Here is a 19980-nt window from a genome sequence, read left to right as displayed (position 1 = left end):
GCGGGCTACCGGCCGGTCACGTCGGTGCTGCCGTAGGGTGCCATTCGAACGACCCGGTCACGGCCTGGTCGGACCCGGTAAAGGTGTGACACTTCGAACACCGGAGCCGACCCCCCTGGTCGAAGCTGCCTACCGAGCAGTAACGTCCTGCCGTCCCGCAGCGTCGCGAACGAGGAGCAGTCTTGCTCGACTTCAGCCTTCCGGCCCTCTACCAGGTACCGAGCGGCGGTAACCTCTCCGACCTCGTGCACCAGAACGCCGAGCGGCACCCGGACGTCGTGGTGCTCAGCCGCAAGGTGGACGGCCGCTGGCAGGAGTTGACCGCCGCCCAGTTCCTGGTCGAGGTGCACGCCGCGGCCAAGGGCCTGATCGCCTCGGGCATCCGGCCCGGCGACCGAGTGGGCATCATGTCCCGTACCCGGTACGAGTGGACGCTGCTGGACTTCGCGATCTGGTCGGCCGGCGCGATCACCGTGCCGGTGTACGAGACCTCCTCCGCCGAGCAGGTCGAGTGGATCCTCGGTGACTCCGGCGCGGTCGCCGTGCTCGCCGAGACCGACCGGCACGTCGCGGTGGTCGGCGAGGTCCGGGACCGGCTGCCGGAGCTGCGGCACGTCTGGCAGATCGAGGCCGGCGCGCTGGCCACGCTGGCCGAGGCGGGACGGAAGGTCGCCGACACCACCGTCGCCGAGCGCCGCTCGGTCGCCACCGCCGACTCGATCGCCACCATCGTCTACACCTCGGGCACCACCGGCCGCCCCAAGGGCTGCCAGCTGACCCACGGCAACTTCCTGGCCGAGTGCGGCAACGTGGTGGAGCGTCTGGCGCCGCTCTTCCGCACCGGTGAGAGCTCCGTACTGCTGTTCCTGCCGCTGGCCCACGTGCTCGGCCGGATCGCCGAGATCGCCCCCGCGATGGCCCCGATCAAGCTCGGCCACGTCTCGGACATCAAGGACGTCACCGCGGAGCTGGCGGCCTTCCGGCCGACCCTGATCCTGGGGGTGCCCCGGGTCTTCGAGAAGGTCTACAACACCGCCCGCGCCAAGGCCCAGGCCGACGGCAAGGGCAAGATCTTCGACAAGGCCGCCGACACCGCCGTCGCCTACAGCCGGGCGCTGGACGGCGCCGGCGCGGGCCCGGTGCTGCGGATCAAGCACAAGATCTTCGACAAGCTGGTCTACAGCAAGCTGCGCGCCGCGCTCGGCGGCCGGGCCACCCACGCGATCTCCGGGGGCGCGCCGCTCGGCGAGCGGCTCGGCCACTTCTACCGGGGCATCGGCTTCACCGTGCTGGAGGGCTACGGCCTGACCGAGACCTGCGCGGCCACCGCCTTCAACCCGTGGGACAAGCCGAAGATCGGCACGGTCGGCCAGCCGCTGCCCGGCTCGGCCGTCCGGATCGCCGAGGACGGCGAGGTCCTCTTCAAGGGCCCGCAGGTGTTCACCGGCTACTGGAACAACCCGGAGGCCACCGCCGAGGCGCTGAAGGACGGCTGGATCTCCACCGGTGACCTCGGCTCGCTCGACTCCGACGGCTATCTGACGATCACCGGCCGCAAGAAGGAGATCATCGTCACCGCGGGCGGCAAGAACGTCGCCCCGGCGGTGATCGAGGACCGGATCCGGGCGCACGCCCTGATCGGCGAGGTCATGGTGGTCGGCGACCGCAAGCCGTTCGTCGCCTGTCTGGTCACCGTGGACGAGGACTTCTTCCCCAAGTGGAAGGAGCTGAACGGCAAGCCGGCCACCGCCACGCTGGCCGAACTGAGCGAGGACCCGGACCTGCTGGCCGCCGTCCAGGCCGCCGTGGACGACGGCAACGCGGCCGTCTCGCACGCCGAGGCGGTCAAGAAGTTCCGGCTGCTGGACACCGTGTTCTCCGAGGAGAGCGGGCACCTCACGCCCTCGCTCAAGCTGAAGCGCACCCTCGTGCTGAAGGACTTCGCGGCCGACATCGAGGCGCTCTACCAGCGTTGACCTCCCGCTGTCTCCGGGCCCCCGCCCCGGCGGGGGCCCGCGCGCGCCGTCAGCCCGCCAGCAGCGCGGTCAGCCGCCCGGCCAGCAGGTCCCAGCGCCAGGAGCGGTCCACCCAGCGCCGTCCGGCCTCGCCGAGGCGGCGGCGCAGCTCCTCGTCGTTCAGCAGCCGGACGATCCGCTCGGCCGCGGCCTGCGCCGATCCGCCGGGCACCACGTAGCCGGTCTCACCCTCCAGCACGGCGTCCGGCGCGCCGCCGGAGTCCCCCGCCACCACCGGCAGGCCGGTCGCCGAGGCCTCCAGGTAGACGATGCCCAGGCCCTCCACGTCCAGCCCGCCCCGCCTGGTCCGGCAGGGCATCGCGAAGACGTCCCCGGCGCCGTAGTGCGCGGGCAGCTCCGACCACGGCACCGCGCCGGTGAAGCGCACCGCGGCCCGCACCCCCCGGGCGTCGGCGAGCTTCTCCAGGTCCGCCTGGTACGGGCCGCCGCCGACGATCAGCAGCACGGTGTCCGGCACGTCGGCGAGGATCTGCGGCATCGCCTCGATCAGGGTGTCCTGGCCCTTGCGCGGCACCAGCCGGGAGACGCAGACCACCACCGGACGGTTCGCCAGGCCCAGCCGCCGGCGCAGCTCGGCGCCGCCGGAGTCGGGGTGGAAGGTCCGCTCGTCGACGCCCGGCGGCAGCTGGACCATCCGCGCGGCCGCCTCGGGCCCGACCGCGTCGGCGATCCGGGAGCGGGTGTACTCGCCGAGGTAGGTGAGGGTGTCGGTGCCCGCGCCGATCCGGCGCAGCAGCTGCCGGGCCACCGGCAGCTGGGCCCAGGCGGCCTCGTGCCCGTGGGTCATGCCGAGCAGCCGGCCGGCCCCGGCGCGGCGCAGCGCCGGCGCCATCAGCCCGAGCGGCGCGGCGGCGCCGAACCAGACCGAGTCGCACTTCTCGGCCTTCAGGATCTCGGCCGCCCGCCGGATGACCCGGGGTGTGGGAACCATCACCTTCGTCCGGTCGCGGATCACCGGGAACGGCTGCTCGGCGTCGAAGCGGGCCACCTCGGTGCCGTCGCGCCAGGTCGAGGCGTACACCACGATGCTCCCGGCGGGCTGACGCACAGCCATGTTGTGCACAAAGGCCTGGATGCCGCCGGGGCGCGGCGGGAAGTCATTGGTGACGATCAAGGTTCTGTGCATCAGGCCACGGCTCGCTCGGTCGGGGGGTGCTCGGTGTACCGCTGGGTGATCCGTACGATAGGTCAACACCATGGCCCACCGGGAACGGATCCGCGCACGGCAACCGTTTCACCCCAGGGCCTGTCCTAGTACCTAGGCAGCCGGTGGGGCCCGGCCGAACGCGCCGTGCCCACCACCGACGGCCCGGGCGTCCGTCGCGAGACGCCTCCGGTAGGACGTCCGAGACGAACGAGGGAGCGCAGTGGAGTTGGCCCCGGCCACCGAGTCCGGTACACCCAGCGGCGCCGAAGGCCCCGGCACGGCGCTGGCCGTCCGCCAGGAGCCCCCGCAGGCACCCGCGCGCCCCTCCGGGCGCGCCGGGGCGCTCTGCGCGCTCGGCGCGAGCTGGCTGGCCACCCGGGCGCTGCTGGTGCTGCTGATGACCGGCGTCCTGAAGATGGCCGGCGGGGACATCACCACCGACGTCTGGCTGATCTACCACGGCTGGTACGGCGTGCTGCAGACCGGCACCTTCCCGCTGGACGACGTGACCTGGCAGTACCCGCCCGGCGCCGCCCTGGTCATCCTGCTGCCCGGGCTGCTGCCCTGGTCCTACCTGGTCTCGTTCTGGGTGATCTGCGGGGTCGCCGACGCGGTCGCGATGGCGCTGCTGGTGCGGACCGGTCTGCGCAAGGGACGGGCGCTGACCGGCGCCTGGGTCTGGGTGGCCGGCGTGCCGCTGCTCGGCCCGATGATCTACAACCGGTACGACGTGGTGGTGACCGCGATCGCGGTGGCCGGCCTGCTGGCGCTGATCCGCCGCCCGGCGATCGGCGGACTGCTGCTGGGCCTGGGCGGGATCATCAAGATCTGGCCGCTGCTCGCCCTGATCGGCACACCGTCCGGCCGGCGCACCCGGCGGGCCTGGACGACCGCGGCGGCCACCGCCGTCGCGGTGGGCTTCCTGCTCGCGGCCGGGATGAACGGCGCGTTCGAGTTCCTGACGTTCCAGAAGGACCGCGGCGTCGAGGTCGAGTCGGTCGGCGCGCTGCCGCTGCACTTCGCCCGGATCGCGGGGGCCTGGGACGGCCGGGTGATGATGAACTACGGCTCGGTCGAGATGCTCGGGCCGTGGGTGGACGTGGTCGGCAAGGTCATGATGGCCGGTACCGTGCTGGGCTTCGCCTGGCTGCTGCTCTGGCGTTTCACCGCCAAGCGCCGCAACGCGGCCACCATGTACGACGCCGCGCTGACCGCGCTGCTGATCTTCACCGTGACCAGCCGGGTGATCAGCCCGCAGTACCTGGTCTGGCTGGTCGGCGTGGCGGCGGTCTGCCTGACCGTGCGCGGCAGCAGCCAGCGGCCGGTGGTGCTGCTGGTCCTGGCCGCCACTCCGCTGACCCTGCTGGAGTTCCCGCTGATGTTCACCGAGGTGGTCGGCAGCGACCCGCTGGCGGTCACCGTCCTGACCCTGCGCAACCTGCTGCTGCTGGTCGCCACGGTGCTCTCCTGCGTCCGGCTCTGGCGCTCCACCCGCGGTCCGGCGCAGCTGCCGCCCACCGTCGTGCTGGCCTCCTCGGTGCCCCTTCCGACGACCGCCTCCTACCCGGTACGGCCCGGCATCGCGTACGAGCAGGACCTGCTGGACGGCATCGACCGGCCCGGCGCACGGGCCGAACGGCGCTAGCGGGGCTCGGGACGCCCCGAGTGCTAGGGCTCCAGCCGCCGGACCGTCTCGGCCGTCCAGAGCCCGGTGAACTCGGCCAGGCCGAGGCCCAGTTGATCCCGGAGCACCCGGTCCAGCCGCTGGTCCCGGTCGGCGCCCGGGCCCGCCGCGCCGACCGCCCGGTAGAACGCGACCAGCCGCTCGGGCCCGTACCGGCGGGCGATCAGGTCACAGGCCAGCCAGGACTGTTCGTAGGCCTGGGCGATGCCGGTGGCGCCGGCGGTGAAGTCCCTGTCGGCGGGCAGCGCGGCCGGCACCTTCCCGGCGGCGACGTCACGGGCCAGCTCGGGGGCGATCTGCCGCGGGAGGCGCCCGGAGCCCTGGTAGCCGGTCCAGTCGGCGACGCCCTCGGAGAGCCAGAGCGGCGTCCAGGCCCGGGTTTCCGCCCGGGTCGCGACATGCGTCGCCTCATGGGTGGTGACCACCTGGCGGCCGAAGTCGCTGAGCCGCTGGTACGCCCCGGGGTTGACCAGCACCCGGTCCGCCGGGGTGTGCCAGGGCGCCCCGGGCGCCGCGGTGGTGACGGCCGCCATCCCCGTCCAGTCGGCCGGCTCGCCCTCCAGCAGCCGGACGAACTGGGCCTCGGTGGCGGGCAGTTCCAGTAGCAGGCGGCCCGCCCACCCGGTGCCCCAGACCGCGCTGACCGCCGGTACGGCCCGGTCCGCCACGGCCGCGAGCTCCGCCGGATCGGGGCCGTCGGCCAGACCGAGCACCAGGCAGTGGTCGCCCCGTACGGCCCGGAGGGTGCCGAGGTCCCACAGCGGCGGCGGGCCGCCGGCGCTCTCCTCCCGCTCGACCTGCCAGCCGGCCGCGGTCCGCAGCAGGGTGAGCCGGCGCGGGTACACCACCGGCTGGTCGTCGTAGCCGGCCACCCGGACGGCCAGTTCGGCCCCGGCGGTGAGCCGGCCCGGCCCGGCACCGGCGCCGAGCACCAGGTTCCGGTAGCCCGGGTCGACCAACGACAGGCCCGTCGACCCCGCCAGCGCCTGGGCCCGCTCGGTCAGCAGGGCCGCCACCGCGGCCCCGTCATCCGCCACCCGGCCCGCGACCGGCGCCGCCGGGGCGGCCCTGGGCAGCGAGAGCTGGGCCAGTCCGCCCACCGCGAGCAGCAGCGCACCGCGCCGGGACAGCACGCCACAGCGGGCTCCGGCGTCGGTGGCAGAGGTCCGGCCGGTCCGCCTCAGAGCCGGACCACCCCCGCGACGGGCATCGCGCTGACGCTCTCGAAGCGGACCTTGGCACCCGGGTAGGGGGCGTGCACGATCACCCCGCCGCCGGCGTACATGCCGACGTGGTGCATGTCCCGGTAGAAGATCACCAGGTCTCCCGGTCGCGCGTCTGAGAGGCTGACCCGCCGGCCGGCGAACGCCTGGGCCTGCGAGGTCCGCGGCAGGGTCACTCCGGCCTGCTGCCAGCTCCAGTACATCAGACCGGAGCAGTCGAACGCTCGCGGTCCGGCGGATCCGTACACATAGGGCGAGCCGATCATCTTCACGGCGGCGGCCAGCGCGGCGGCACCGCGCTCCGAGGCGGGCGGGACGGTCCCGAGGTCGAGCCGGTCGGTACCGCGGGTGGCACGCTGCTCGGCCTCCCGGGCGTCCTGGGCCGCCATCCTGGCCCGCTCGGTGGCGCTCAGACCGTTGAGCAGCTTCTGCGCCCCGGCCAGCCGCTGCTGGATCTGTTGCTTGCTGTCGGCGAGGGCACGGCGGATCTGCTCCAGTTCGGAGAGCTTGGCGGAGGTCTCGGCCCGGCGCTGGTCGAGCCGGCGCTGGCGCGACACCACCTCGTGCAGCGTGTCGTTCTGCCGCTCGGCGGCCTGGTCGAGGGAGCGCGCCCGGGACAGATAGCCCTCGGGGTCGGTGGAGAGCATCAGCTGGACGGTCTGCGCCAGGCCGCCGGCCCGGTACTCGGCGCCGGCGACGGTGGCGAGGTCGCCGCGCAGCCGGTTGAGCTCGTCCTGGCCGACGGCGATCTGCTGCTGGAGCGTGCCGGCCTCGCTCTGCAGCCGCTGCTGCGCGTCCAGCGCCGCGTTGTACTTCTCCGACGCCTGTTCGGCCTCGTCGTACAGCTGGTCGATCCGCACCTTGACGTCCTTGCGGTTCTGCGGCCCGTCCGGTGAGCCCGGGGCGGCATGGGCGCTGCCGCCCACGGCCACGCCCAGGACGGTGGTGGCCGCCGCGGTCAGCACCAGCGCGCGGGCGAGGGTGTGCGCACCCGACTGTGGGGAACGGCGGTGCACGGCCATCCGACTGCGGCTCCAATTCTGCGTCCCGGCCTGTGGCCGCTCCGGTGCGGGCGGCTCTGGAAGCGGGTGTCCGGTGGCAGACGTTAGCGAGTCCGGGCGAGCGAGTCCAAACCCCTACCAACCCGAATATTTGACCCTGAATCGGACAGGCGTCCGGCCGGCCGGAAAAGCCGCAGGCCCGGCCTCCCGCGAGGGAGACCGGGCCTGCGAGAAAGCCTGACTCGGGGTCAGAGCCGCACGATGGTGGAGACCGGCATGTTGGAGGCCGACTCGTAGCGGACCGAGGCGCCGGGCTTGGGCGCGTGGATGACCTGGCCGCCACCGACGTAGATGCCCACGTGGTGGTTGTCGCCGTAGAAGATCACCAGGTCGCCGGGCTGGGCGTTGGCGATGTTCGAGCCGATCCGGGTGCCGGCGTTGGCCTGGGCCTGCGAGGTGCGCGGCAGCGACACGTTCGCCTGGGCGTACGCCCAGCTGGTGAGGCCGGAGCAGTCGAAGGAGTTCGGGCCGGTGGCGCCGTAGACGTACGGCGCGCCGAGCTTGCTCTCGGCGGCCGCGATCGCGGCGGCGGCCCGCGAGCCGTTGGCGGCCGGGGCGCTGGGCGCGGACGACGTGGACGGCGTGGACGACGCCGACGGCTTGGTGACGGGCGAGGAGGACGGGGTGCCCAGGTCGCCGCGGCCGTTGTCGCGGGATGCCCGGTCGGCCTCGGCCTTCGCGGTCGCCTTGGCGGCGTCCGCCTTGGCCTTGGCCTCGGCGGCGGCCTTCTCCTCGGCCGCGCGCAGCGCCTCGCGCTCCTGCTCGGTCAGCGTGTTGAGCAGTTCCTGGGCCTTGGCCAGCTTGCCCTGGATCTCCTCCTTGGACGCCTTCAGCTGCTGGGTGGTGGCCTCCAGCTCGCCGAGCTTGTTCTGGGCCTCGGTGCGGTCCTGGTCGAGCCTGCGCTGCTGCTCCTGGAGCTCCTTCAGCTGGCCCGACTGCGAGCTGCCGGCCTGCGTCAGGGTGCCGGCCTGGGTGAGGAAGTTGTCCGGGCTGGAGGAGAGCATCAGCTGAACGGTCGGCGATATGCCGCCGTTGCGGTACTGCTCGCCGGCGATCTCGGCGAGGCCGCCCTGCAGATCGGTCACCTGCGACTGCTGGCGGGCCACCTTGTCCTGGAGCTCGCCGACCTGCTTCTGCAGCTCCTGCTGCTTGGCCTGGGCGCCGTTGTACTGCTCGGTGGCGACCTCGGCCTGCTCGTTGAGCTTGTCGACCTGCTCCTTGACCTGATCCTTGGTCGGCGTCGGGTCGGCGTGCGCGCCCGACTGCGCGGAGAGGGCCACGGCCGCTGCGGCGGCCGCGGTCAGGATGGAGACGCGGGCACGGCCGGCGGGCTTGGGACGACGATGGGACGCCACGAAGGCGGACTCCTTCTTCCTACGTCCGCCTACCGGGTGAGCTGACGGGTTCGGGCCGGAAGCGTGCCCTACGGCGCCTCACCGACCGTTCCACCGGTCGACCTGGCGCCGATTCACCCCGGAGGAACTTGGTTCCCCGGCTCCGCTCCACAGCGTCCCCGACTGCTGGACTCCCCGTCGGGCAGTCACCTGCCCCGCTGCTTCACGAACTCGACGGTAACCCCCGCCGTCACCCGGGATGGGTGATCGACTGCACGGTGGTTCGAGGCATGACCCTAGTAACAGAACCGTGATCCGTTCAAATCCTTGTCAGAAAAAAGACGGAAGAATACCCAAGTTCATTTGTGAATATGACCGAATGTGATCACAACCGCACGCGGGGCTGATCATTACTCACAATGCGGGTCGAGAGCGCCCGACCGGGGCGTGTCCCACATCACAGCAGCGGGCCGGCCCGGCCGGGCGTGTCGACCTATCAGGGAATGTCTGGATCGGGGGCTTCTGCCCCCAATCGACGAACCGTCAGACCCGGCGGATGGCGTTGATCTTCATCGCGTCGGCCTTCATCACCTTCACCACGTCACCGGTGTGCGGCGCGTGCACCACCATGCCGTTGCCGATGTACATCGCGACATGGCTGCGGTCGTCGCGGTAGATGATCAGGTCACCGGGCTGCGCCTGGTCCAGCGAGGGGACCCGGGTGCCGACGCCGGCCTGCGCCTGCGAGGTGCGCGGCAACGAGACATTGGCCTGCTTGTACGCCCAGACCATCAGACCGGAGCAGTCGAAGGTGCTCGGCCCGATGGCACCCCAGACGTACGGCGAGCCCTGCTTGCTCATCGCCTTGGCGACGGCCACCCCGGCGTACCCGCCGGCCTGCGGCAGGCTGCTCAGGTCGGTGCGCTCGCTGCCGCGCGAGGCCCGGTCGTCCTGCTGCTGCTGCGCCTTCAGGGCGGCCCGGTCGGCCGCGCTGAGCGAGTTCAGCAGCGTCTGGGCCTCCTTGAGCTTCTGGTTGACGTCCGCCTTGGCCTGGTTCAGATCCTTGGTGGTGCTGTCCAGGGAGGCGAGGACGGCGGCCGCCTCGGCCTTCTGCTGGTCCAGGCGGCGCTGCTGGTCCTGCAGGCCCTTGAGCGCCTCGGACTGGCTGGAGCTGGCCTGCTGGACGCTGGAGGCCTTGTCCAGGTAACCCGACGGGTCGGAGGAGAGCATCAGCTGCACGGACGGGTCGATGCCGCCGGTGCGGTACTGCTCGCCCGCCACCTCGGCCAGCCCGGCCTGAAGCTGCGTCATCTGGTCCTGGCCGCGGGCCACCTGGTCCTGGAGCTGGTCCGCCTGCTTGCGCAGCTGGTCGGCCCGCTCCTTGGCGCCGTTGTACTTCTCGGCCGCCTGCTCCTGCTCCTCGTTCAGCTGGTCGATCTGCGCCTTCACGTCCTCCTTCTTGGGGGAGGGCGCGGCGTGGGCGCCGACCTGGGCGGAGAGGGCGACCGCGGTCGCAGCGGCAGCGGTGAGCACGGAGACCCGCGCGCGGCTCGGCTGCTTGGGACGGCGGTGGGAGGCCAAAGTGATCGGTTCCTTCTTCCAACGGACTCACCCGTTTGAGTGAGGATCCGGAAAATAGGTTTGACGCCAGACCCTAGTGAAGATCCACGCTTTCCGCCACTCCCCCGATGGCGTGAACCTCCACCGGCGGCCTGACTTCACGGGATCCACACACTGCCGCAAACCGGGCGCTGACCAGCGGTCACTCCGGTCCCTCCGGCATCAGGGCCGGGCCAGCCGGTTCAGCAGCAGGACGGAGGCGACGGGGCGCGCGCCCGCCTTGCGCACGCCCTCCGCGACCTCCCGGTCGGTGGAGACCACCACCACCGGACGGCCCTGCGGCTCGGCCCGCACCAGACGGCGGATCAGCTCGTCCGCCGTCTCCCCGGTCCGGCTGAAGCGCACCCGCACCCCGCGCGGCGGCGCCATGATCACCGGCACGTCCAGGTCCTGCCCGTCGAACACACAGGTGACCTCCGCCTGGGTGCGCTGGGCCAGCATCGCCAGCCCGCCCAGCAACCGGATCCGCTGCTGCTCCAGCGGCAGCGCCGGATAACCGGTCTTGGTCACGTTGTAGCCGTCCACCACCAGATGCACCTGCGGGATCGCCAGCAGCTGGTCCAGCAGCGCCGGATCGTCCTCCGCCAGCCCGCGCCGGGCCACGTCGTGCGGCGAGGCCGAGCCCGGCACCACCGCCTCCACCAGGTCCGCCGGGCGGATCTGGGAGACCGGCAGCGCCAGCTCCCGCTGCAGGCCCTGCGCCGACTGCAGCACGGTGTCCAGCAGCAGCCGCAGCCGCATGTCCTCGACGCTGCGCCCCTCGCGGGCCGAACGGCGGCCCTGCTCGGCGGCGGTCTCCAGTTCGGAGATCCGGTGCCGCAGCCGCCGGGCCTCGCTCTCACCCGCGCCGCGCTCGGCGGCCGCCTGCGTCCTCAGCGCCTCCAGCTCGGCGGTGACCCGGCGGGTCTCCGCCTGCGCCCGGCGGGTGTCGCTCTCCAGCGACCGCACCTTCTTGCGCAGCGACTCGGCCTCCTTGCGGACGTCCTCCGACTCGGCCCGCTGCCGGTCCAGGTCCGCCCGGGCGGAGGCCCGTACCTCCGCCAGCTCCGCCTGCAGCTTCTCCGCCAGCCGGGCCGCCTCGGCGGCGGCGCCCTCGGCGCCGGCCCGCTCGGCCTGCTCCCCCGCCTCGGCGACCAGCCGGCTCCAGCCCGCCGACCGCACCAGATAGGCGGCGGCCGCCACGTCCATCGGGTCGGCGGCGCCGGGCACGTGGCCCGCCTCCAGCGCCTTCACCAGGTCCGGCTGGCCCAGCCGCAGCCGCTCCGCTATCCGGAGCCGGAAGGCCGGCTCCGACTCCAGTGCGGCGGCCAGCGCGGTGGCCGCGTACTTGGCCCGCCGGGCCGGCGTGAACTTGGCGTACTGCCGCAGGCTCTGCGGCAGTTCGGCGGGCGGCAGCCCCCCGAGCGCGTCGGCGGCGAGGCCCACCACCCGGCGGCGCACACCCTCGGGCAGCGGCCGGTCGAGCGTCTCGACGGCCCGGTCTGCCGCCGGCTCGTCACCGCCCGACTCCTCGGCGGGGGCCCCGGTACCGGACGGGGCGGCCTCGGCCGCGTCCGGCGCCTGCCCGTCCACAGCGGGCTGCCGCCCCTGCGGCCCGGCGGGCTCCTTCGCTGCGTCCACCACGTCCTCGGCTCCGATCCTCGTCCAGCGGGGTACGGCCCGCGGCCGTCGCCCTCGTCGTCACGCTCCGTGCGTTCTGTCTGTATTGTCCCCGTGCGGTGAACGGCCGCGCACCGTCCACCCCACGGACCGGGCGTCAGCCCTGCTCAGCGGCGGCCTCTCCGGCCTCGGCCCCGGGACGGGCCACCAGTTCGACCTGGTCCACCGCGTTGCACCAGCGGCAGCGCACCGACTCGATGGTCTCGCTGAGCACCTCGGTCTCCTCCACCTTGGACTCGCCGGCCAGGTCGAAGTGCAGGTACTCGGTCACCCGGGCGGAGCGGGTCACGTCGAAGCGGGTCAGGTTGCCGCACAGGGTGCAGCGCCAGCGCGTCTCAGCGGTCAGGGCGGGGACGGTCATCGGGGGTCCTCTCGGGTGGTCCCTGGGTGGGCTCAGGCGCTCCCCCCGGAGCCCCGGCGTCGGCGGCGGGAGGCGGGAATGCCCGCCCCAAGCCTATTGCCTGAGGCAACCGTCCCGACCACCGGTCGCGGCGATCGGGACGGTAGCCCACCTGCCGTACAGCGCGGTGTCGCCCGCGCCGGGCGGAGGGATGCTTGGCCGCATGGCGATCACGGTCCTCGACCACACCGGCGCACGCGGCGGGCCCCCGGCCGCGCCCGCCCCGGCCGTCACCTACGCCCTGATCGCGCTCAACACGGTGGTCTTCCTGCTCGGCCCGGCCGCCGGGCTCAACCCGCTCTACGGCCGCGGCCAGGCCAGGGTCTGCGCGGAGCAGCGGTACGAGCAGCGCTGGGGCGCGGTACCGGCCGAGCTGCTGGCCGGCCGCCCGCTGACCGCCGGACAGCTGGCCGAGGCCCCCGACCCGGCGCCCGGCTGCCCGGCCGCCCCGACCCCGGGCAAGCACCCGGCCCTGTCCGTGCTCAGCGCGCTCTTCCTGCACGCCGGCTGGCTTCACCTGCTGGGCAACCTGCTCTTCCTCTACGTCTTCGGCCCCACCGTGGAGAAGCGGATGGGCCGGGCCCGCTTCGCCGTCTTCTATCTGGCGGCCGGCAGCCTGGCCACCTACGGCTTCGCACTGGCCCAGGCGCACTCGCCCGGCTCGACCACGGTGCTGATCGGCGCCTCGGGGGCGATCTCGGCGGCGCTGGGCTGCTATCTGCGGCTCCACCCGCGGGCCCGGGTGACCACGCTCGTCCCGCTGCTGCTCTTCCTGCCGCTGCGGTTCCCGGCCTGGCTGGTGCTCGGGCTCTGGTTCGCCCTGCAGTGGTGGTCGGTCCACTCGGCCGGCCCCGGCGTCGCCTACCTGGTCCATGTCATCGGGTTCTCGGCCGGCTTCCTGTACGCCTGCACACCGGCCGGCCGCCCCCCGCGACGGCCCGTCTGACGCCCGATACCCTGGCGGCACCCCACAAAGGAGCCCGAACAGTGATCACCGCCATCGTCCTGATCAAGACCAGCGTCGACCGCATCCCGGAGATCGCCGAGGCGATCGCGGCCATCGAAGGCGTCAGCGAGGTCTACTCGGTCACCGGCGGCTACGACCTGGTGGCGATGGTGCGGGTGCGGCGGCACGACGACCTGGCCGAGGTCATCCCCGGCCGGCTGAACAAGGTCCCGGGGGTGGCCCACACCGAGACCCAGATCGCCTTCCGCACCTACTCCCAGCACGACCTGGAAGCCGCCTTCGCCCTCGGCCTGGACGAATAGCGGGACGATCAGCCCGCGCGGCGCGTGTCCGCGACGCAGCGGCCGCCCTCGTTGCGGTAGTTCCAGGCCGCCCCGTCCGTGACCAGCTCGCGGACGGCGGTCAGAAAGCGGTCGATGTGCTCGTCCGGGGTGCCGGCGCCGAAGCTGACCCGGATCGCGTTGAGGCTTCGCTCGCCCGGCAGCGACGGCTCGGGCGCACCGCACTCGGACGGCGCGACGTCCTCGTCGCCGAGCAGGGTGCGGACCAGCGGGTGCGCGCAGAACAGGCCGTCCCGCACGCCGATGCCGTACTCGGCGGAGAGCGCGGCCGAGAAGTGCGAGCTGTTCCAGCCCTGGACCACGAAGGAGAGCACGCCCACCCGGGCCGAGTCGGCGCCGAACAGGTTCAGCACCTTCACCTGCGGGACGTCCGCCAGGCCCGCCTTCAGCCGGGCGATCAGCTGCTGCTCCCGGGCCTCCAGCGCGTCGAAACCGGCCTCGGTCAGCGCCCGGCAGGCCGAGGCGATGGAGTAGACACCGATCACGTTCGGCGAACCGGCCTCGTGGCGGGCCGGGCCGGTGTGCCACTGGACGGCCACCGAGCCGTCGGTCTCCCGGGCCACGGTCCGGGTGGCGCCGCCGCCGGCCAGGTACGGCTCGGCCGCGTCCAGCCAGTCGGCACGGCCGGCCAGCACCCCGGCGCCGAACGGCGCGTACAGCTTGTGGCCGGAGAAGGCGATCCAGTCCACGCCCAGCTCGCGCACCGAGACCCGGTGGTGCGGGGCGAGCTGGGCGGCGTCCAGCACCACCCGGGCGCCGTGCCGGTGGGCGGTCGCGGTGAGCTCGGCGACCGGCCACAGCTCACCGGTGACGTTGGAGGCGCCGGTGACACAGAGCAGCTTGGGGCCCTCGGGCGCCTCGGCCAGCGCGGCGTCCAGGGCGGCGACCGCCTCGGCGTGCGAGCGCGGGGCGCGCAGGTAGCTGACCGCCAGGCCGGCGTGGCGCCAGGGCAGCAGCGAGGCGTGGTGCTCGGTCTCGAAGGCGAACACCCGGGTGCTGGCCGGGACGGCCCCGGCGAGCAGGTTGAGCGAGTCGGTGGTGGCCCGGGTGAAGACCACCTGGTCACCCTCGCGCAGGTCGAGGAACTCGCCGACGGTGCGGCGGCTCTGCTCGAACAGGTCGGTGGAGAGCTGGGAGAGGTAGCCGGCGCCGCGGTGGACGCTGCCGTAGTAGGGGGCGTAGGCGGCGACGTCGTCCCAGACCCGCTGGAGCGCCGGGGAGCTGGCCGCGTAGTCGAGCGCCGCGTAGGTGACCTTCTCGCCACTGACCAGCGGGACCTGAACGTCCTGACCGAGGACGGCGAGCGGGGCGCAGATTTCGGTGGAGAGGGACATGGGAATGCACTCCTTCTGGGTCCAGGACCCCGGGAGTGCGTGTCGTCCGGGTGTCCGCGCTTGCCACCCGGACGGTTTGCCGCGTGACCCGGTCCTCACCCAGGGCACCCCGCCACGGACGGAGGGTTGCCGGACAGCCAGCTGGGGCTTTGCGCTGTCACTCATGACCTGGCGAAGACTCTAGGTGGCGCCCGCCGGGCGGTCAAACACGGTTTCACCATCCGGACACCCCGCGAAGACGCCGAAGGGCCGGTGGCGACCCGCCGCCACCGGCCCCAACTGCCTTCTCACGCCCGGGCGGTGGCCTCCGACCAGCGCTTCAGGACGTCCTGCGCCGCGCCCGAGTCGATGGCCTCGGCGGCCCGTTCGATCCCGGCCGCCAGCTGCTCGGCGAGCGGGGCACCGGTCAGCTCCAGCGCCACCAGCGCGGCCGCCGTGTTGAGCAGGACGGCGTCCCGCACCGGCCCGCGCTCCCCCGCCAGCAGCCGACGGGCGACCTCCGCGTTGTACGCCGCGTCCGCCCCGCGCAGCGCCTCGATGCCGACCAGTTCGATGCCGACCTGGCGCGGGTCGAAGGACTCCTCGGTGACGACACCGTCGCGCACGATCCAGACCTGCGAGGTGGTGGAGATGGTCAGCTCGTCCAGACCGTCGTCGCCCCGGAAGACCAGGGCGTTCGAGCCGCGCTGCGCCAGCACCCCGGCGATCAGCCCGGCCAGCCGGGTGTCGAAGCAGCCGATCGCGTGCGAGGTCACCCTGGCCGGGTTGGTCAGCGGGCCGAGGATGTTGAACGCCGTCGGCACCCCGAGGTCGCGCCGCGCCGGGGCGGCGTGCCGCATCGCCGGGTGGAACTTGGCGGCGAAACAGAAGGTGAGCCCGACCTCCTCCGCCACCTCGGCGACCCGGCGCGCGGAGAGGTCGAGGCCGATGCCGAGCTTCTCCAGCACGTCGGAGGAGCCGCTGGCCGAGGAGGAGGCCCGGTTGCCGTGCTTCACCACCTTGGCGCCGGCCGCGGCCGCGACGATCGCCGACATGGTGGAGATGTTGACGGTCTTGGCGCGGTCGCCGCCGGTGCCGACGATGTCGACGGCCGGGCCGGGGATGTCCAGCGGCTCGGCGTGCGCGTACATCGAGTCCACCAGGCCGGAGATCTCGTCGACCGTCTCGCCCTTGGCCCGCAGCGCCACCATGAAGCCGGCCACCTGGACCGGGGAGGCCTCGCCGCTCATGATCCGGTCCATCGCCCAGGCGGTGGCCGACCGGCTCAGGTGCTCGCCCCTCAGCAGCGCCGACAGGATGTCCGGCCAGGTGCGGACCACCTGCGCGGGGTCGTTGCCGCCGTTCGCAGGGTGCACGTTCACCATGGCTGACTCCAGCTCTTGTCGGTTCCCCGGGGTCGGGGACATCCGTAGGAATGGAATCAGCCTATCGAGCGGCGAGGTCCCCCGGTCCGCCCCGGCACCCGCCTTCTCTAGGAGTGAGACGGCACCGCTCAGCGGGCGACCGGCGCCCGCTTCTCCAGCCGGGCGCGGAGCAGGGTGGCGGCGGACTCCGCCAGCGCCACCGGGTCCACCGGGCGGGAGATCGCCGCGTCCGCCCGGCTCCAGGCGGCGAGCCAGGAGTCCTGCGGCCGTCCGATCAGCACCAGCACCGGCGGGCAGCCGTAGATCTCGTCCTTCAGCTGCCGCCCGAGGCCGAGCCCGCCGGCCGGCACCGCCTCGCCGTCCAGGACGCAGAGGTCCACCCCGCCCTTCTCCAGCGCCTTGAGCACGGCAGGGGTCGTCGCGCACTCCAGGTAGGACAGCTCCTGCAGATCCTCGGCGGGCCGACGGCCGAGCGCCGTCAGCACCTGCTCGCGGGTGTTGCGGTCGTGGCTGTAGACGAGAACGGTGAGCGTCTCGTCGGTCTTGTACGCCATGGGCCCTGCTCCCTCAAGTGTGATCCGGACCACGTTCGCCTGATCCGGATGCTACTCCCGATCACCTGCCGCCGGTCCCTGCCGCGCGATCCCTTCTCAAGCCGCCGCGCCCACGACTCACCCAGTCGGAGGACGGCCCGTCACCCCAGACCTCGCAGTCACCCGTACGGTCGACACGGCGGCCCCTCCTTTACTCCCCACCCACCCCCGAACCATGCAGCGACACGCAGGGCAACAGGGTCGAAGGGGCCTTCGAAGAACCGTCAGAAAAGGGACACGCCGCTGCTCAGCCGCCATCCGGACGCCCCGTCGGCCCCCGGGGGGGCATACCGCACGCACCGGACACTCCGAGGGACACCCCCCGGCGTGAAGACGGAATAAGGGACCGACATAATGTCCGTCGTGGCGACAGCAACAGCAGTAGAAACCGGGCACGCGCACGGATCGGTCAACCGGCCGAACATGGTCAGCGTCGGAACGATCGTCTGGCTCAGTTCCGAGTTGATGTTCTTCGCGGCCCTCTTCGCGATGTACTTCACGCTCCGCTCCGTCAAGGGAGCCGAGTTCTGGAGCGAGAAGGCGCACGCCCTCAACGTGCCCTTCTCCTCGGTCAACACCACGATCCTGGTGCTCTCCTCGCTGACCTGCCAGCTCGGCGTGTTCGCCGCCGAGCGCGGGGACGTGAAGAAGCTCCGCTCGTGGTTCGTCATCACCTTCGTGATGGGCGCGATCTTCATCGGCGGCCAGATCTTCGAGTACACCGAGCTGGTCAAGAAGGACGGCCTCTCGCTGTCCTCGGACCCGTACGGCACGGTGTTCTACCTGACCACCGGCTTCCACGGTCTGCACGTGACGGGTGGTCTGATCGCCTTCCTGCTGGTCCTGGGACGGACGTACGCAGCCAAGCGCTTCACGCACGAGCAGGCCACCGCAGCCATCGTGGTGTCGTACTACTGGCACTTCGTCGATGTCGTGTGGATCGGCCTGTTCGCGACCATCTACCTGATCAAGTAACCAGCTGATCAGGTCACTGGCCACCGGCTCCGGTCCCCGCCCTCACCGGCGACGGGCCTCTTTGCCGGTGCCGACGCTCCCACCGACCGACCGCGCGCGCAGCCCTAGAACAGGCAGCCTCGTGCCGGCCAGACCGGCCGCCGGGTGCACCCACCAGTCGACCAGATCCTGACACCGGGGTTATTCCGTGAAAAAGCTCTCCGCACGACGGCGCCACCCATTGGCGGCGCTGGTCGTCCTACTTCTCGCCCTGGCGGCAACCGGGGGGCTGTACGCCGCGTTCGCGCCCGCCGACAAGGCGCAGGCCGACGTCGCCGCGCAGTCGCTCGCGATCGATGAGGGCAAGAAGCTCTTCGCCGTGGGCTGCTCCTCCTGCCACGGCCTGAACGGTCAGGGCAGCAGCGACGGTCCCAGCCTGGTCGGCGTCGGCTCCGCCGCGGTCGACTTCCAGGTCGGCACCGGCCGCATGCCGGCCCAGCAGCCCGGCGCCCAGGTGCCGCGCAAGAAGAACATCTACTCGCAGTCGGAGATCGACCAGCTGGCCGCCTTCGTGGCCTCGCTCGGCCCCGGCCCGGTGCGGCCGGACCCGGAGCAGTACACCTCGACCAACCCGGACGACGTGTCCAAGGGTGGCGAGCTGTTCCGCACCAACTGCGCCCAGTGCCACAACTTCGCCGGTCAGGGCGGTGCCCTGACCCAGGGCAAGTACGCCCCGTCGCTGGAGGGCGTGGACGCCAAGCACATCTACGAGGCCATGCAGACCGGCCCGCAGAACATGCCGTCGTTCCCGGACACCACCATGCCCGAGGAGCAGAAGAAGCAGATCGTGGCCTTCGTTCGCCACGCCACCAACGATGAGCCCAACCCCGGCGGTCTCACGCTCGGCAGCCTCGGTCCGGTGACCGAGGGCCTGTTCGGCTGGATCTTCGGTCTCGGCGCGCTCATCGCGGTCGCGATCTGGGTCGCCGCCCACACCACCAAGGCCAAGAAGTCATGAGCCACGACATGTCAGAAGAGAAGCTGCCGGAGCCGCACGGCTCCGCCGGGCACCACGAGGTGGCCGCCCACGGCGACCCGTTCGCCGACCCGGGCCTGCCGGCCCACGAACCCCGCCGGACCGACATCGACGAGCGGGCCGCCAAGCGGGCCGAGCGCCAGGTCTCGCTGATGTTCGTGGTCTCGATGCTCGCCACCGTGGGCTTCATCGCCTCCTACGTGGCCATCGACCCGGACAAAATCGTCTACGTCTTCCCGCTGGGTCACATCAGCGCGCTGAACTTCGCGCTGGGCCTGACCCTGGGTGTGGCGCTGTTCTGCATCGGCGCGGGCGCGGTCCACTGGGCCCGCACCCTGATGTCCGACCACGAGGTGCCGGCCGAGCGTCACCCGATCGAGGCTGACGACGAGGTCCGCGCGGACGTCATCGACCAGTTCAAGACCGGTGCCGCCGAGTCCGGCTTCGGCCGCCGCAAGATGATCCGCAACACCCTCATCGGTTCGATGGCGCTGGTCCCGCTCTCCGGCGTGGTCCTGCTCCGCGACCTGGGCCCGCTGCCCGAGGACAAGCTGGCGCACACCGGCTGGCGCGAGGCCACCGAGGCCAAGCCGCTGCAGCTCATCAACATGAACACCAACACGCCGATGAAGGCCGAGGACATCATCGTCGGCTCGCTGACCTTCGCCATGCCGGAGGGTCTGCACGTCCACGACGAGGACTTCCAGCAGCAGATCGCCAAGGACGCCCTGATGCTGGTGCGCATCGCGCCGGAGGACATCAAGGACGACCGCTCCCGGGAGCAGGGCTTCGAGGGCATCCTCGCCTACTCGAAGATCTGCACCCACGTCGGCTGCCCGATCAGCCTCTACGAGCAGCAGACCCACCACGCGCTCTGCCCCTGCCACCAGTCGACCTTCGACCTGGCGGACGGCGCACGCGTCATCTTCGGCCCGGCCGGCCACCCGCTGCCGCAGCTGAAGATCACCACTGACGAGAAGGGCTTCCTGGTCGCCACCGGCGACTTCGACGAGCCCGTCGGCCCGAGCTACTGGGAGCGTGCTCGATGAGTAGCGCGAGCAGCACCACGTCCGGTGCCGCCAAGCCCGCCAGTACGCGCGCCAAGCCCGCCAACAAGTGGGAGCAGGCCGCTGACTGGACGGACGGCCGGCTGGGGATCTACTCCCTGGCCAGGGCCAACCTCCGCAAGATCTTCCCGGACCACTGGTCCTTCATGCTGGGCGAGAT

Annotated in this window: 17 protein-coding genes, 1 pseudogene and 2 riboswitches; of the genes and pseudogenes, 8 read left to right on the top strand and 10 right to left on the bottom strand. The window is 72.3% G+C overall.

Annotation, left to right across the window (positions count from 1 at the left end):
- The first annotated feature begins 182 nt into the window (after positions 1–182).
- Positions 183–1976, top strand: coding sequence for an AMP-dependent synthetase/ligase (locus tag ACIO5D_RS14535; protein WP_400761577.1), 1794 nt, complete (start codon positions 183–185; stop codon positions 1974–1976).
- Positions 1977–2025: 49 nt separating this feature from the next.
- Here the strand turns inward: ACIO5D_RS14535 and ACIO5D_RS14530 are convergent, their stop codons facing one another.
- Positions 2026–3162 carry a glycosyltransferase family 4 protein gene (locus ACIO5D_RS14530; RefSeq protein ID WP_400656571.1) on the bottom strand — a complete coding sequence of 379 codons (1137 nt, stop codon included), beginning with the start codon at positions 3160–3162 and terminating at the stop codon, positions 2026–2028.
- Positions 3163–3403: 241 nt separating this feature from the next.
- Between ACIO5D_RS14530 and ACIO5D_RS14525 the strand changes: the two genes are divergently transcribed.
- Entirely contained in the window at positions 3404–4828 is a 1425-nt protein-coding gene (locus tag ACIO5D_RS14525; RefSeq protein WP_363607270.1) for a glycosyltransferase 87 family protein, read from the top strand.
- 23 nt (positions 4829–4851) lie between these two features.
- Here the strand turns inward: ACIO5D_RS14525 and ACIO5D_RS14520 are convergent, their stop codons facing one another.
- From ACIO5D_RS14520 to ACIO5D_RS14495, 6 genes are all read right to left on the bottom strand, one after another.
- Positions 4852–6000: a hypothetical protein gene (locus ACIO5D_RS14520; RefSeq protein WP_400795292.1), complete on the bottom strand. Its 1149-nt coding sequence runs from the start codon at positions 5998–6000 to the stop codon at positions 4852–4854.
- 47 nt (positions 6001–6047) lie between these two features.
- Entirely contained in the window at positions 6048–7112 is a 1065-nt protein-coding gene (locus ACIO5D_RS14515; RefSeq protein ID WP_400656568.1) for an NlpC/P60 family protein, read from the bottom strand.
- Between the two features lie 227 nt (positions 7113–7339).
- Positions 7340–8506, bottom strand: a complete 1167-nt coding sequence (locus ACIO5D_RS14510) for an NlpC/P60 family protein (protein ID WP_363607267.1) — start codon at positions 8504–8506, stop codon at positions 7340–7342.
- 10 nt (positions 8507–8516) lie between these two features.
- A riboswitch (cyclic di-AMP (ydaO/yuaA leader) is annotated at positions 8517–8671 on the bottom strand.
- A 357-nt stretch (positions 8672–9028) separates the two neighbouring features.
- Complete coding sequence (locus ACIO5D_RS14505) at positions 9029–10066, bottom strand: NlpC/P60 family protein (protein ID WP_363607265.1); 1038 nt, start codon at positions 10064–10066, stop codon at positions 9029–9031.
- Between the two features lie 201 nt (positions 10067–10267).
- Positions 10268–11677, bottom strand: a complete 1410-nt coding sequence (locus tag ACIO5D_RS14500) for an NYN domain-containing protein (RefSeq protein ID WP_400656728.1) — start codon at positions 11675–11677, stop codon at positions 10268–10270.
- Between the two features lie 184 nt (positions 11678–11861).
- Positions 11862–12125 carry a hypothetical protein gene (locus ACIO5D_RS14495; RefSeq protein WP_363607262.1) on the bottom strand — a complete coding sequence of 88 codons (264 nt, stop codon included), beginning with the start codon at positions 12123–12125 and terminating at the stop codon, positions 11862–11864.
- Positions 12126–12327: 202 nt separating this feature from the next.
- Between ACIO5D_RS14495 and ACIO5D_RS14490 the strand changes: the two genes are divergently transcribed.
- A complete protein-coding gene (locus ACIO5D_RS14490; protein ID WP_363607260.1) occupies positions 12328–13110 on the top strand; it encodes a rhomboid family intramembrane serine protease in 783 nt (260 codons plus the stop codon).
- A gap of 41 nt (positions 13111–13151) precedes the next feature.
- The gene (locus ACIO5D_RS14485; protein ID WP_030240061.1) at positions 13152–13433 is read left to right on the top strand and encodes an Lrp/AsnC ligand binding domain-containing protein; all 282 of its coding nucleotides are present in this window, start codon (positions 13152–13154) and stop codon (positions 13431–13433) included.
- Between the two features lie 8 nt (positions 13434–13441).
- Here the strand turns inward: ACIO5D_RS14485 and ACIO5D_RS14480 are convergent, their stop codons facing one another.
- The 3 genes from ACIO5D_RS14480 to ACIO5D_RS14470 all read right to left on the bottom strand — a co-directional run bounded on the left by ACIO5D_RS14480 (position 13442) and on the right by ACIO5D_RS14470 (position 16724).
- Entirely contained in the window at positions 13442–14806 is a 1365-nt protein-coding gene (locus ACIO5D_RS14480; RefSeq protein WP_400795290.1) for an aminotransferase class V-fold PLP-dependent enzyme, read from the bottom strand.
- A 51-nt stretch (positions 14807–14857) separates the two neighbouring features.
- Positions 14858–14975, bottom strand: a riboswitch (SAM riboswitch).
- A 118-nt stretch (positions 14976–15093) separates the two neighbouring features.
- On the bottom strand, positions 15094–16170 hold the full coding sequence (gene trpD, locus ACIO5D_RS14475) for an anthranilate phosphoribosyltransferase (RefSeq protein WP_400761588.1): 1077 nt from the start codon (positions 16168–16170) through the stop codon (positions 15094–15096).
- Between the two features lie 128 nt (positions 16171–16298).
- Positions 16299–16724 (bottom strand): hypothetical protein, encoded by a 426-nt coding sequence (locus tag ACIO5D_RS14470; protein ID WP_400795288.1) that lies wholly within the window; start codon positions 16722–16724, stop codon positions 16299–16301.
- Positions 16725–17117: 393 nt separating this feature from the next.
- On the opposite strand from ACIO5D_RS14470, the gene ACIO5D_RS14465 reads away from it, so the two are divergent.
- The 4 genes and pseudogenes from ACIO5D_RS14465 to ACIO5D_RS14450 all read left to right on the top strand — a co-directional run.
- Positions 17118–17738 carry a heme-copper oxidase subunit III gene (locus ACIO5D_RS14465; protein ID WP_360184421.1) on the top strand — a complete coding sequence of 207 codons (621 nt, stop codon included), beginning with the start codon at positions 17118–17120 and terminating at the stop codon, positions 17736–17738.
- Positions 17739–17925: 187 nt separating this feature from the next.
- The gene (locus tag ACIO5D_RS14460) at positions 17926–18735 is read left to right on the top strand and encodes a c-type cytochrome (RefSeq protein ID WP_363607253.1); all 810 of its coding nucleotides are present in this window, start codon (positions 17926–17928) and stop codon (positions 18733–18735) included.
- Between the two features lie 8 nt (positions 18736–18743).
- On the top strand, positions 18744–19802 hold the full coding sequence (locus ACIO5D_RS14455; protein WP_363607252.1) for a Rieske 2Fe-2S domain-containing protein: 1059 nt from the start codon (positions 18744–18746) through the stop codon (positions 19800–19802).
- Positions 19799–19980, top strand: a pseudogene (locus ACIO5D_RS14450) (ubiquinol-cytochrome c reductase cytochrome b subunit); the annotation flags it as partial. The gene ACIO5D_RS14455 and the pseudogene ACIO5D_RS14450, both read left to right, overlap by 4 nt.

It is taken from the genome of Kitasatospora sp. NPDC087315 (genome assembly GCF_044744345.1).
GTDB lineage: Bacteria > Actinomycetota > Actinomycetes > Streptomycetales > Streptomycetaceae > Kitasatospora.
Note: the sequence above shows the minus strand (reverse complement) of the source record. Positions and strands in the feature narration are given on the sequence as shown.